The organism is Glaciihabitans sp. INWT7, from assembly GCF_014217685.1.
GTDB lineage: Bacteria > Actinomycetota > Actinomycetes > Actinomycetales > Microbacteriaceae > Lacisediminihabitans.
This window is the reverse complement of the sequence record NZ_CP043653.1, coordinates 1,312,922-1,325,437: the sequence shown is the minus strand read 5'-3', so window position 1 is coordinate 1,325,437 and position 12,516 is coordinate 1,312,922. Positions and strand designations below refer to the sequence as shown.

General features: G+C 64.6%; 16 protein-coding genes and 1 tRNA gene. 13 read left to right on the top strand and 4 right to left on the bottom strand.

Going from position 1 to position 12,516, the window contains the following annotated elements:
• Positions 1–32: 32 nt before the first annotated feature.
• From F1C58_RS06505 to F1C58_RS06480, 6 genes are all read left to right on the top strand, one after another.
• The gene (locus F1C58_RS06505) at positions 33–512 is read left to right on the top strand and encodes a PPOX class F420-dependent oxidoreductase (RefSeq protein ID WP_185204026.1); all 480 of its coding nucleotides are present in this window, start codon (positions 33–35) and stop codon (positions 510–512) included.
• A gap of 37 nt (positions 513–549) precedes the next feature.
• On the top strand, positions 550–993 hold the full coding sequence (locus F1C58_RS06500) for a YdeI/OmpD-associated family protein (protein WP_185203579.1): 444 nt from the start codon (positions 550–552) through the stop codon (positions 991–993).
• A 281-nt stretch (positions 994–1,274) separates the two neighbouring features.
• Entirely contained in the window at positions 1,275–1,694 is a 420-nt protein-coding gene (locus F1C58_RS06495; RefSeq protein ID WP_185203577.1) for a hypothetical protein, read from the top strand.
• A 75-nt stretch (positions 1,695–1,769) separates the two neighbouring features.
• Complete coding sequence (locus tag F1C58_RS06490; protein WP_185203576.1) at positions 1,770–2,129, top strand: YciI family protein; 360 nt, start codon at positions 1,770–1,772, stop codon at positions 2,127–2,129.
• Positions 2,130–2,236: 107 nt separating this feature from the next.
• Positions 2,237–2,548, top strand: coding sequence for a hypothetical protein (locus F1C58_RS06485; RefSeq protein ID WP_185203574.1), 312 nt, complete (start codon positions 2,237–2,239; stop codon positions 2,546–2,548).
• A gap of 174 nt (positions 2,549–2,722) precedes the next feature.
• A complete protein-coding gene (locus F1C58_RS06480; protein WP_185203572.1) occupies positions 2,723–3,073 on the top strand; it encodes a hypothetical protein in 351 nt (116 codons plus the stop codon).
• A gap of 21 nt (positions 3,074–3,094) precedes the next feature.
• On the opposite strand, the gene F1C58_RS06475 is transcribed toward F1C58_RS06480, so the two are convergent.
• Positions 3,095–3,736 (bottom strand): dihydrofolate reductase family protein, encoded by a 642-nt coding sequence (locus tag F1C58_RS06475; RefSeq protein ID WP_185203570.1) that lies wholly within the window; start codon positions 3,734–3,736, stop codon positions 3,095–3,097.
• Between the two features lie 433 nt (positions 3,737–4,169).
• On the opposite strand from F1C58_RS06475, the gene F1C58_RS16960 reads away from it, so the two are divergent.
• The 5 genes from F1C58_RS16960 to F1C58_RS06450 all read left to right on the top strand — a co-directional run bounded on the left by F1C58_RS16960 (position 4,170) and on the right by F1C58_RS06450 (position 8,456).
• Entirely contained in the window at positions 4,170–4,295 is a 126-nt protein-coding gene (locus F1C58_RS16960) for a hypothetical protein (RefSeq protein WP_255461306.1), read from the top strand.
• A gap of 432 nt (positions 4,296–4,727) precedes the next feature.
• Positions 4,728–7,316 (top strand): excinuclease ABC subunit A, encoded by a 2,589-nt coding sequence (locus tag F1C58_RS06465; protein WP_370543705.1) that lies wholly within the window; start codon positions 4,728–4,730, stop codon positions 7,314–7,316.
• A 187-nt stretch (positions 7,317–7,503) separates the two neighbouring features.
• A complete protein-coding gene (locus F1C58_RS06460; protein ID WP_185203569.1) occupies positions 7,504–7,782 on the top strand; it encodes a cupin domain-containing protein in 279 nt (92 codons plus the stop codon).
• A 63-nt stretch (positions 7,783–7,845) separates the two neighbouring features.
• On the top strand, positions 7,846–8,244 hold the full coding sequence (locus tag F1C58_RS06455; RefSeq protein ID WP_185203567.1) for a hypothetical protein: 399 nt from the start codon (positions 7,846–7,848) through the stop codon (positions 8,242–8,244).
• A 5-nt stretch (positions 8,245–8,249) separates the two neighbouring features.
• On the top strand, positions 8,250–8,456 hold the full coding sequence (locus tag F1C58_RS06450) for a hypothetical protein (RefSeq protein ID WP_185203565.1): 207 nt from the start codon (positions 8,250–8,252) through the stop codon (positions 8,454–8,456).
• A 233-nt stretch (positions 8,457–8,689) separates the two neighbouring features.
• On the opposite strand, the gene F1C58_RS06445 is transcribed toward F1C58_RS06450, so the two are convergent.
• The 3 genes from F1C58_RS06445 to F1C58_RS06435 form a co-directional block, all read right to left on the bottom strand.
• Positions 8,690–8,763, bottom strand: a tRNA-Pro gene (locus F1C58_RS06445).
• Positions 8,764–8,858: 95 nt separating this feature from the next.
• A complete protein-coding gene (locus F1C58_RS06440) occupies positions 8,859–9,404 on the bottom strand; it encodes an MOSC domain-containing protein (protein ID WP_185203563.1) in 546 nt (181 codons plus the stop codon).
• Positions 9,405–9,449: 45 nt separating this feature from the next.
• Positions 9,450–9,938 (bottom strand): NUDIX hydrolase, encoded by a 489-nt coding sequence (locus F1C58_RS06435; RefSeq protein ID WP_185203561.1) that lies wholly within the window; start codon positions 9,936–9,938, stop codon positions 9,450–9,452.
• 181 nt (positions 9,939–10,119) lie between these two features.
• On the opposite strand from F1C58_RS06435, the gene F1C58_RS06430 reads away from it, so the two are divergent.
• Both F1C58_RS06430 and F1C58_RS06425 read left to right on the top strand, forming a co-directional pair.
• Positions 10,120–11,550: an amino acid permease gene (locus F1C58_RS06430; protein ID WP_255461305.1), complete on the top strand. Its 1,431-nt coding sequence runs from the start codon at positions 10,120–10,122 to the stop codon at positions 11,548–11,550.
• Positions 11,550–12,413 (top strand): universal stress protein, encoded by an 864-nt coding sequence (locus F1C58_RS06425; protein WP_185203559.1) that lies wholly within the window; start codon positions 11,550–11,552, stop codon positions 12,411–12,413. Before F1C58_RS06430 ends, F1C58_RS06425 begins: the two co-directional genes overlap by 1 nt.
• Positions 12,414–12,516 lie beyond the last annotated feature (103 nt).

The window sequence follows — 12,516 nt, the reverse complement described above, 5'->3', positions numbered from 1 at the left end:
GCTCACCGTTTGCACGCGTAGCCTTGATGCCCATCGCCAGAAGCATTGCGACCAATACCCCCGCCGACCTCGCCGAGATGCTCGAGTTCGTGCGCCCGCGGCACCGGATGCTGCTGGCCACCACCCGCTCCGACGGCAGGCCGCAGATCTCGCCGGTCGCGGGCGGGGTGGATGCCGAGGGGCGGATCGTCATCTCCACCTACCCGGCACGGGCCAAGACCCGCAATGCCGAACGCGACAGCCGGGCATCCGTTCTCGTGCTCTCGGACGACTGGGATGGCGCGTGGATCCAGGTGGACGGCGACGCAGAGGTCTTGCACATGCCCGAGGCATCCGACGGTCTCGTGGACTACTTCCGCTGCATCGCGGGACAGCATCCGAACTGGGACGAGTACCGGGAAGCGATGGCGATCCAGGACAAGTCCCTCATTCGCATCACTCCGACCCGGTGGAGCCCGATAGCCACGGGAGGCTTCCCGGTAGACGTAGCCGAACGGCTGGACGCGCTCTAGAATCCGTTCAGACGCGCACCGACGAGAGGGTGACCCGATGCCCAGTTTCACGACAGAGCTCCTGCAGACCGGTAATAATGTCGGCATCGTGATTCCGGATGAGGTGATGCTGCAACTCGGCGGAAAGCGCGTGCCTGTGGTCGTCACCCTGAACGGCGGCTACAGCTATCGCAACACGACTGCTGTGATGCGCGGCCTCAACCTGGTGGGCCTGAATTCCGAACACCGGGCGGCTTCGGGGTTCGGCGGTGGCGAGACAGTCGAGGTCACGATCGAGCGCGACGAGGCCCCGCGGGAGGTCGACGTGCCGGAGGTGCTCGCCCTGATCCTGGCGACGGATCCGGAGGCCACCGCAGCCTGGGACAAGCTGCCCTACAGCCAGCGCAAGGAACATGCCCGCTCCATCGCAGAAGCCAAGGCTGAGGATACGCGGGCGCGTCGTGTCGCCAAGACCGTGGCAGCCCTCCGCGGAGAGCCCTGATCCCTCGCCGGTGTATCACAGGCACGACCGTGCGCTCCTGTCTTGAGAAGCCTCGCTGAGGTTTGCGCCAGACAGTCATCGCCTCGGCGCTCCCGATTGTGAAGGGATTGCCCCGTGAACACCCGATCCGCCGCCTTCGTCGTCACCGCCGCTGCCGCGGCCATTCTCCTGAGTTCGTGCTCCGCAGTCGGTAGCGCCCCCGCAGCTCGCCTGACCCGGTATCCGCCCCATCCGTCGCGCCGAGCGCTCCCGAACAGCCCAGGGCCAAACGGGCGGACAAGGTGGAGAACATCGATGTCTGTGCGGCGCTGCCGCTGGAGACCGTGGTCAGTGTGACCGGGCGGTCTTTCACCCGGGCCTCATCCGGCACCGCGGTCAAGGACGGCATCCCCCTCGCCGCCTGCGCCTACGAGGGTGCCGACGAGGATCTCGCATCCATGCTCGTGATGTCGGTGTTCGTCTACCCGGCCGGGGGCCCGGCCGCAGTCGACTCGTACTGGACGAACTTCGGCGGCGGCGGCACTTCACGGATGCCGGTTCCCGGCGTCGGTGACAGCGCGGAGAGCAGTGGTCACGACCTCGTCGCGCGCTTCGGGCAAGAGGTGATCGCGGTGGTCGATGGAATTCATGGCACCTACGCCGACGACTTCACCGTCGACAAGCGCGCGGTGCTCGTGCAGGCGGTGCACGACGCTCTATAGGGCGCTCGACCGATTCCGGTCATCCCACATCGCTGGGGTGAGTGGCAACATAGTCAGCGTCGACAGGAGACTCTCATGCCCCAGTACGCGGTCCTCATCTTCACCCCGACCACTGTCGACACCGAACAACCGGGCCCGACCGAGGGCGATGTGCACGGCGCGTACGCGAACGAGCTGATCGAATCGGGCGCGATGGTCGCGGCGTTCGCCCTTCGCCCGGCCGCCACGGCGACTTCGATTCGCCGTGACGGAGAATCCGACGGTCCCTTCATCGATGCACCCGAAGTCGTGGCCGGCTTCTACGTGATCGAAGCGTCAGATCTGGATGCCGCGCGGGAGATCGCCGGGCGCAATCCCATCCTCGAACAGGGCGGTGGCGTCGAGGTGAGACCGGTCGAGGGCGGATTCATCGTCGATCGAGCACCGGGGGCCTGACCGCGGCTACGGTCGCCATCGGGAGCAATGAGTGGTCAAGTCGAAGTGTCGGCACGGGCTCCTAAACTCTGAACCTGCAGAGGCCGACTGCTCCGAGAGGAGAGCCGGTGGGCACCAACAAGCGCTATGCGGATGCGATCGACCGGCAGCAGCACGACCGGGTCAACGACATGATCATGCGCGACTCCACGCCATCCAGCCTCACGGATCCCGAACTCGAGCTCGACCGATTTCCCCTGACGCGCACCCCGGTGCCGGAGCGCGTCAGGGTGTGGGTGCGGTACCGCGACGCCGCGATCCGCATCGACGCGGAGCTCATCGCCTGGACCCCACGGGCCTGCGCCGTGCGCTGGAGAACGTCCACCGGCGAACAACACCGGGCCTGGGTGTGGGCCTCGGCGGTGGAGAAGCTGGGTTGATCGCGAGGAGGCCCGGCAGTTCTCGCGTACCCGGCCTCATGGGTACAAAGTCCCTCACGATCTGCTCGCCGCGCCGTAGCGTCGACGCTATTGCTCTGGGCTTCGGCAGCGGCATCCCGTGGGCGATGCTGGCGAGGCGAATCCCTGGCGGCCCTCGAGGAACAGGAAGCGATCATGCAGGTAATCATCAACACCGATCACAACATCACTCTGACTGAGGATGCCACCAGCGCGCTGGAGGCAACTGTTCGCAGCATGCTCGACCACGTCGCGCCGCACTTGACGCGGGTGGAGGTCTATGTCAGCGATGAGAGCGCCGGGCGGAGCACAGGCAACGACATCCGCTGCCTCGTCGAATCACGTCCAGAGGGACTGGACCCGCAATCCGTCACGGAGAACGCGGCGACCGTCGACCTCGCCGTCCATGGTGCCCTCAGAAAGATGGTGCACTCGCTCGAGACCACCATCGGTCGGCTCGACAAGCGAAAGGGCGCAAGCTCGATGGGCGGAATCGAACCCCGCTAGGCGCGCGCTGTCGAACCCCGCTCAGCGCGCGAACGTGACGTGGATGACGCCGCTCTCGGCCACCTCCGAGGTGACGGTGTAGTCGCGCTCGAGCTGTCGCAGATCGTCCCAGAGTCGCACGCCACGACCGAGAATGATCGGACTGATCGCGACGTGCACGCGATCGACGAGGCCGGCGTGCAAAAAATCACGTGCGACGCCCGCTCCCCCGCCGACCCTGATGTCGCCGTCGCCAGCATGTTCCCTTGCACGAGCGAGCGCATCCTGGGGCGTCGCCGCGACGAACTCGAACCGCGTGCCGTTGGCGAAGTCGATCGCCGGTCGCTCCCGATGGGTCAACACGAGCACGGGAACGCGGAACGGCGGTTCCTCACCCCACCATCCGCGCCAATCCGGGTCGTGCGGAAACGCGTGGAGCCCGAACATCCCCGCTCCCATGATCTCGGCGCCCACCGCCTCGAAGTAGGCGCTGGCGTACCGGTCGTCGATGCCGGTAGTGCCCTCCCCGGTCGTGTCGTGAAGCACGCGCTGGCGAAAAATCTTGGTGCCCATGTAGACCTCCACCAGCCGTCCCCAGTCTGCGCCCATGGGGTTGTCCGGCGTGGGGTCGGCCGGCGCGACGACGCCATCGAGCGAGAGGTTGAGGTCGATTCGTACCGCCATGAGATCCCTCCGGAGAGACTGATGTGGACAGCGTACCCATCCCTCCTCGTGTCGTTGACTCGGTTGCGGAGCGGGCTGTGATGAGAGCGCTCACGACAACGAGTACGCGCTCTGAATGCGTCGTCGCTCCAGACCGACTGCCCCAAGGCTCGGTCACTTTAAGGATCGGGGCGCGGGCGGGCAGCATCCTGTCGCGTCGCTCCGCCGCGAAACAGAGGGCCGCGAGACAGAGGGCCGCGAGACGGAGCGCCGCTGGAGTGCACTCCAACACGCAAAGCGAACTCAGGCACGCACGGCCCATCGGCCCTATCCCGGCGCCTCGTCGTAGGGGGATGGTGAGCCGACCAAGATCAGCAGACCGAGGGCCTATTCAGGTAGACGAGGGAGAAAACAGAAGAACATCCTGTTGATAGTCGTGGCCATAATTGCGGTCGTGCCCGTGGTCACCGGAGGCTTTGTGCAGTCCCTCACTTTCCTGCTCGGGGTCGGTGTGGTGCTGTTGATTCTTGTCGTCATCGCGTTCCTGATTCGAATGATCTCAGGACGGCGAAACGTCTAACTTCCACGCTTCCACACGCGGAACTGACTCGCAGCGATGCGCACGGCGCCAGGGTCGCCTACCTCGATCTGTTGCGCGAGAGACGAGCAGCAGGGCCGTCAGCAACACCTGAGTCGCCGCTCAATCTTGACCACCTGGCATAGCCTCCTACACCTCCTCGTGGTGGCGCACATCCCCCCTAGGCGTCCGAGCGCGAACGATAAGATAGTCGATACGTCTTCCGCTACGGAACCTGGGTGCGTCACCGTCGTCGAATCGGTGGCGGTGATTGCGGCGTGAAGCACTACTCCATCAGGCGATGGCTCCCCTGGCATGGGTCAGGTATTTTCCGCCCGGCACGCTCCCAAATGAAGTTGCTGCGGTTTGCGCAGCATATGTGTGCGCACTGGCGAACTAGCCGAGCATCCTTCAGAATTTGACGACATCGAGGAGATGCGCGCGATGGACCTAATTGACGGCCATACAGCCGAGGGACGACTCGACCGGGTGAGCGTTCGCGGAGCCCGCGAACACAACCTGCGCGCAGTCGACGTCGACATTCCGCGGAACGCCCTCGTAGCGTTCACCGGCGTCTCAGGATCGGGCAAGAGTTCGCTCGCCTTTGGCACCATCTATGCCGAAGCTCAACGCCGATTCTTCGAATCCGTCGCTCCCTACGCGAGGCGCCTCATCGACCAGGTGGGTGCACCCGACATCGATTCGATCGAAGGCCTCCCACCCGCGGTCGCCCTTCCGCAGCGCCGAACCGGCGGCTCTGCACGTTCGACTGTGGGGAGCGCGACGACGGTGGCCAACGTCGTCCGCATGCTGTATTCCCGCGTAGGGACATATCCGCTCGACGCCCCAATGTTGTTCGCCGAAGACTTCTCCGCAAACACTGTCCAGGGCGCTTGCCCCGAATGCCATGGCATCGGTCGGATTTACGACGTGCCCGAGCAACTCATGGTTCCCGACGACTCCGTGTCGATTCGCAACCGGGCGATTGCGGCCTGGCCGACCGCTTGGCACGGCAAGCAACTCCAGGACAGTCTGATATCTCTCGGATACGACATCGACGTGCCCTGGCGGGATCTTCCCAGCGACCAGCGCAACTGGGCCTTGTACACGCAGGAGTCACCGCAGGTGCCCGTGTTCACGGACCGCTCTCCCAGCGAGGTGCGCAAGGCCGTGGCATCCGGGGCGGAACCGCGTTACATGAGCAAGTTCCTCGGAGTCAAACGCTATGTCCTGGAAACATTTGCGAACTCGAAGAGTGCGCGAATGCGTCAGAAAGCTGCTGAGTTCATGATCAGCGTCGCGTGCCCCGTCTGCGGCGGCAAGCGGCTCAAGCCGGATGCCCTCGCCGTCAGGTTCGAAGGCGCCGACATCACCGAGATCTCGAGGATGCCGCTGGACGACGTGGCTCGCTTGATGGAACACGTCCTCCTGCCTGAGTGGAGGTCGACCGAGCAGTCCGGGGACGAGAGTCTCCCTCCGGAGAAGCGTCTCGCCGCACAACGGCTCGCCTCCGAGCTGCTGGGACGGCTGTCACCGATCATCGACCTCGGCCTGGGCTACTTAACGCTCGACCGCACGACTTCCACCCTGTCGTCCGGGGAGCTCCAGCGCATGCGGTTGGCAACTCAGGTCCTCTCACGCCTCTTCGGAGTGGTGTTCGTCCTGGACGAGCCTTCCGCCGGGCTCCATCCTGCCGACACCGAAGCTTTGCTTCGCATTCTCAGAAATCTCAGGGACTCTGGCAACACCGTCTTCTACGTCGAACACTCTCTCGACGTCATCCGGGAGGCTGACTGGATCGTCGACATCGGTCCCGGCGCCGGCGCTTCCGGCGGGACCGTTGTTTATTCGGGAAGGATCGACGGCCTTCGTGACGTGAAGGAGTCCGTGACCCGTCGCTACCTCTTCGGCGGCTCGAACTCCGCTCCCGATCAACCCCGTGAGCGCCGGGTCGGCGACGGCCGGCTCACACTCCATAACGTCACGCGCAACAACCTGTCGGATGTCACCGTGGCCTTTCCTCTGGGAGCCTTCACCGCCATCACCGGGGTGTCCGGTTCGGGTAAGTCGACGCTTATCAATCACGGCATTCCAGACTTGCTCCGCGCGGACCTCGCCAGTGTCACGGGTGAGGCCGAAGGTGATCTGGAGACCACCTCGGAGGATCCGCTCGATTCGGCCTCGCCTGTGACGACAGCCGGCCGCGCTTCAGGCCCGGCCGATCGCGTTCGTCGGATCGTGCACGTGACCCAGAAACCCATCGGACGAACACCACGGTCGAATGTGGCGACGTATACGGGCGTCTTCGATCGTATCCGCAGCCGTCTTGCCGCGACCCCAGAAGCGCGGCGACGCCACTACGGAGCCAGCAGGTTCTCTTTCAATCTCCCCAGCGGTAGGTGCCCGATCTGCAAAGGCGAAGGCATGATCGAGGTCGAGCTTCTGTTCCTGCCGACGGTGCATGCCCCGTGCTCGGCGTGCGGGGGGACGCGATACAACGCGGAGACGCTGGAGGTCCGACTAGAGGGCAAGACCGTGGCCGAAATACTCGCGATGAGTGTCAGCACGGCGCGGGAGTTCTTCGATAAGGACAGCGACATCGTCCAGCACCTCGACGCTCTCCTGGACGTCGGTCTCGGATATATCTCGCTCGGCCAGTCGGCCACAGAGTTGTCGGGAGGAGAAGCGCAACGCGTCAAGCTGGCGGCAGAGCTACGCCGCGCCCAACTGGGCGACACCCTCTATCTCCTCGACGAGCCGACCTCGGGTCTGCACCCGGCCGATTCCGATCGTCTCATCGGGCACCTCCAACGCCTTGTCGACGGGGGAAACACCGTGATCGTCGTCGAGCACGACATGCGCGTCGTGGCCGAGGCCGATTGGGTGATAGACCTCGGACCGGGAGCAGGAGACGCCGGCGGTCAGGTGGTGGCCACGGGTACACCGGAGGAAGTCTCAGTCAACGTAGCGAGCCGAACAGCACCGTTCCTAGAAGCAGCGCTGGTCAATCGACGTCAAGGCTAAGTCGGGGCTGGAATGCAGTATGCGGCACTCCGGGCTTGTGGACGAATCGATGCCGCCACATGAACGCGGTGGCACAGGATCTAACGATCGTTGTCAGAGTTGTTCGGAGTTCACCCAGCCAGTCAGGACCTTCGGAACACTTCAGTTGCGGCGACGGAAATCAAGAGAATAGAAATATTCTCGGACTATGCCCTCCAGCGAAACACAAATCGACAACGGCGTTTTTCGGGTTACCAAGTGGACCATCCCGCCAGGAGACGAGATCCCGATGCACGTGCACGACTATGACTACGTGGTCGTTCCACTTGTAAGTGACACGATGCACGCAACAAACGCCGATGGCTCCGAGCTTGATGTAGATCTGCGCATTGGCCAGAGTTATGCTCGCCCAGCTGGAATCGAGCATTCGGTCGCGAACCGGGGCACGGCCACGATTATTTTTGTCGAAACTGAGAAGCTGGCGTAGGCAAGGCGCGTCCGAGACCTTGGGCGCAGCCGTCTTGGCTCGGATAATGGCGCCTACGTCAGCTTGTCCGAAACCCGCTATTCCTCCTCCGTTGTTATCGACGGGGCGAACAAAGTCCACACCACGGCCGCCAGCCACTTCAAAATGCACGACTCGGGTTCCAGCGCACACCGGGCAACTGACAAGGCCGCCAACGTGGATCGCCCCGGCGTCGACCAAGCAGATATTCCCGAGTTTCTCGACCGCATCTGCAAGCAACATTCCGTGTCATTCACCAAGGAAGACACCCTGCGGCAGAAGCAAGCCTTCCCCTTCATGAGCGAGGAATGGGACGAGTTCCACGACCACGCGCGCCAGTCGATCGAGTCTCTGCACAGCGGCTTTAAGGACGCAGGCAAAGAAGGGGTCGAGTCCTCCGGACGCCGACGCGTACGAGGATTCGCCGCCGGCAGATCCTGGTGACAGTCATGATCCTCAACTTCAACCTGCGCACCATCGCGAAGTTCCTGCGCGATGAAGTCGAAGCCGACGCCGAGCCAGAACGCGTTCGCGCGGACCCTATCGTCAGACGCCGAGACCGAGTCTGGGACAACCTCTATACGAAGACCACCGCCCGCGATTCAATCCTCGATATCCAAGAACGAGGCGAGCTGGAATCACCGCTCCGAACGTAGGGAGCGCACGTTTTCTCACGCCGCCATCGGGCACCCACCACCGCAGACCGAAGAATCCAACGCGCCCAAAACAGGGCGCGTTCGTCAGTTAACGCACCAACGCACCAATCGGTGCTCCCACTGTCAGATTCACACCGGCGACAGAGCCAGAAAAGACGAAACGCTCCCGAGAATCCTCAGGAGCGTTTCACTTTCAGGCAGTTCTTAGAACAGTTCTTAGAACAGACCTTTTGTCGGGCTGACAGGATTTGAACCTGCGACCCCCTGACCCCCAGTCAGGTGCGCTACCAAGCTGCGCTACAGCCCGATGTCGATCGAAGGCGAACCTGTCGAAGGCGAACCTGTCGAAGACAACCTGACCATACTAGCGCGACCGAGGCGGCCGCTCGAACGGGCAGCGAGTCAGGCGCGGAAGACCTCGAGGACGGTTGGGGCATCCCGCGGCGAAGACAGGATCTCGATCTCGTCGCCGGCCGCGATTTGGCCGGTGCGGATGACGCGCAGGTAAGCCCCAAGACGTCCCTCTGTGGCGAAGCGCTTGACCCAGCCCCGCTCATCCGCTCCCCCGACCCAACTGGCGAAGGTGGCGCAGGGAGAGCGCGGCATGGTGACCTCGACCTCGACGGTGCCGCCGATTCTCCAGCGTTCACCGACCCGGGCGTTCGAGACGTCGAGGCCCGAGACGCGCAGGTTCTCGCCGAACCAGCCCGCCGGTAGCTCGCGGGCGAGCTCCGCGGTCCAGAAGTCGGCATCCTCTTGGGCGTACACGTAGAGGGCCTTATCCTCGCCACCGTGGTGCTTGCGGTCGGCCTGCACGTCGGCGTGGAGACCGAGACGGCGCAGCTTGATCGGGCCGACGGTGGGGCGCTTGTCGATGGCGGTGATGCCGACAGTGCCCTTATCGGGACGCAGGTCGCCGACAACGCAGGTTGCTAGGAGGGTGGGCATGAGGGGAGTTTACTCAGCGGGGTCTCGCGACGCCGCTGGCGCTCCCTACTCGACCAGCAGCTGGCGGAGATCGGACCAGGCGGCGCCGAAGCCCGGGTGGAGGGGCAGGTCGTCGACCTCGGTGAGCGGCACCCAGCGCAGCTCGGCGCTCTCGGCATCCGCGATCACCGGCTCGAAGACCTCGAGCGCCTCTGCCACAACGGTCGTGTACGACCAGTAGCCGAGGTCGAGCACCGAAGTGTGGATGATGCGCAGCAACTCCGGCGGCACGGTCGCCTCCTCGGCGGCCTCGCGCAGCGCACCGTCGACCGCACTCTCGCCCTGCTTGCGGGCGCCGCCGGGGAGGCCCCAGGTGCCGCCGAAGTGGCTCCAGCCGACGCGGTGCTGCAGCAGGATTCCGAGGGACGGATGCCACACCAGGAGGCCGGCAGCGCCGAAGCGTCCCCAGAACTTCGCGCCGTCCGGGCCGTAGACCCAGGCGTCGCCGGGGTCGCGGATGTAGCCCGGCGGCAGGGGCGGGGGGCGGTCGGACATTAGTTAAGTCTGCACTACCACCGGCCTCGATACGCGACACTCGCTCGGCGGCGGCGAGCCCACTGCGATCCAAAGTAACCGCGCGGTCTACCCCCGTCAACCCGTGTCATTGATTCGGGTTCTGTGGCACATTGGTCGCTTCGATCGCCTCTTCGGAAGAGGCCGAGTTCGGGGGTATCCCATGGCAATGAAAGACCTCTTCATCACTCGCTCGGTGGCCGACCTCGTGAAGGAGGCAGAGGGCGCGGAGGGGCTGAAGAAAACGATCGGACCGTTCGCGCTGACCGCCCTCGGTGTCGGCGCGATCATCGGCACCGGCATCTTCGTCGTCATCGGGGAAGGAGCGAAGCTCGCCGGTCCGAGCCTGTTCATCTCCTTCATCCTCGCCGCGATCACCTGCGGTTTCTCCGCGCTCTCGTACGCCGAGCTCGCGTCGAGCGTTCCGGTCTCCGGCAGCGCTTACACCTTCTCCTATGCCACCCTCGGGGAGCTGGTGGCGTTCATCATCGGTTGGGACCTCGTGCTCGAATACGGAGTTTCCGTCGCTGCGGTCGCGGTCGGCTGGGGCGGAAACGTCAATGAATTCCTGCGAGCCGCCTTCGGATTCGAGCTGCCGGCGGCGATCTCGACCTCACCGTCCGAGGGCGGTGTGTTCAACATTCCGGCGGTATTCATCGTGCTGGTGATCAGCGTCATGCTCACTCTCGGCACCCGCGAGAGCACGACATTCAACGCCGTCATGGTGGTGATAAAGATCATCATCTTGATCTTCTTCATCGTCGTGGCATTCACCGCCTACAACTCCAACCACTTCTCCCCCTTCGCGCCGGACGGGTTCGGGGGAATCGCTTCAGCTTCCGGCGTGATCTTCTTCGCCTACATCGGGTTCGATGCCGTGTCGACGGCATCGGAGGAATCAAAGAATCCGGGACGGGACCTTCCGATCGCCATCATCGGATCCCTCGTCATCTCGACGATTCTCTACGTGCTCGTCGCAATCGCGGCCGTCGGGGTCGCCCCGGTCAAGCTACTGTCGGGTAGCGATGCACCACTGGCCGCCGCCCTTCGCCAAGGAGCCGGCATCCCCTGGGCGGGAGGACTGCTCGCCGCTGGAGCGCTCATCGCGATCACGAGCGTCGTGCTGGTGATCATGTATGGCCAGACCCGCATCTTCTTCGCCATGTGCCGCGACGGGCTGCTTCCCCGCCGTCTCGCAAAGGTGCACCCGCGCTTTGGGACTCCGGCGCGGCTCACCCTCGGATTCGGCGTGCTGATCGCTATCCTCGCCGCCCTCGTACCGCTCGATGAGATCGTGAAGCTCGTCAACATCGGCACGCTCTTCGCCTTCGTGCTCGTCAACGTGGGAGTCATCATCCTCCGACGCACGAAGCCCGAGATGAAGCGTCCGTTCCGGGTGCCGTTCTCCCCCGTGTTCCCGATCATCGGCATTCTCCTCTGCGGCTATCTGATCGCCCAATTGCCGTGGGAGACCTGGCTGCGCTTCGTCGTCTGGCTCGTCATCGGACTCATCATCTATTTCTCCTACTCGCGAAAGCACTCCCGCGTGCGCACCGGAGAGGCGGCGCAGCTGCCGTCGGACCCCTCAGCCTGATGGCCGAACAGCCGGGTGCCGCGCCCATCCTCGCGGCCTACAAGGGAGATGCCGGCGCTGACGTGCTTGCGTTCGCCGCCGCCTGGAGCCGAGCGAGCGGGCGTCCGCTCACCGTGATCACCGTTTACCCGAGTTCCGCTCCCATCGGCATGGGGCGGGTCGACAGTGAGTGGGTCGCCTACAACCGCGAGCAGGCGGAGATCCTCCTGAGCGGCGCTCGCGCGATCCTCACCGGAACGGATGCCCGTTACCGAGCGATTGCCGCAGACTCCGCGTCCCACGGGCTGAGCGACGCCCTCGAATCGGCCGGATACGGCGCGCTCCTGGTGCTGGGGTCGCACAAGACCCGCGGCACCCGACGCACGGCTCCCGGGAGCACCGCAGAGAGGGTGCTGCAGGGTGCGCCCGGACCGGTCGTGATCGTGCCGTGGGCATATGAGGAATTCGCCGCGTCATCCCCGAAGCACGTCGCTGTCGCGTTCATCGATACGGCCGACGGGCGAGCCGCGCTCAGTACCGCGCGCCAACTCGCGACCGAGGTCGGAGCGACACTGCGACTCGTGAGCGTGCTTCCCGATACCCGGGTGCAGCCGAGCCTCGGTGAGCCGACCAGTTTCGCCTCAGAGCAGAGGGCCCAGTTCACTCGATCGCTCGAAGACGCTGCCAGGCGGATCGACGCGACTCCGCTTCTGTTGGACGGGCCCGTGGTTGACGCGCTCGCTGATCTCCGCCCAGAGCAAGTCGACCTGCTGGTGTGCGGCTCGCGGGGGTATGGACCGGCACGCAGGGTGCTGCTCGGCGGAGTCTCCTCGCGGTTGCTCAAGGCAGCGAGAGTTCCGGTAGTGGTGGTTCCCCGGGGGTAGTCGGGGTGGGGTTGGAACGTCAGCGGGTCTCGCTCCCCACGAAGCCGCCGCCCGATCCATAAGCGGGATCGTTCGGACTGCGTCGTGTGTGCCAACGTCGCTG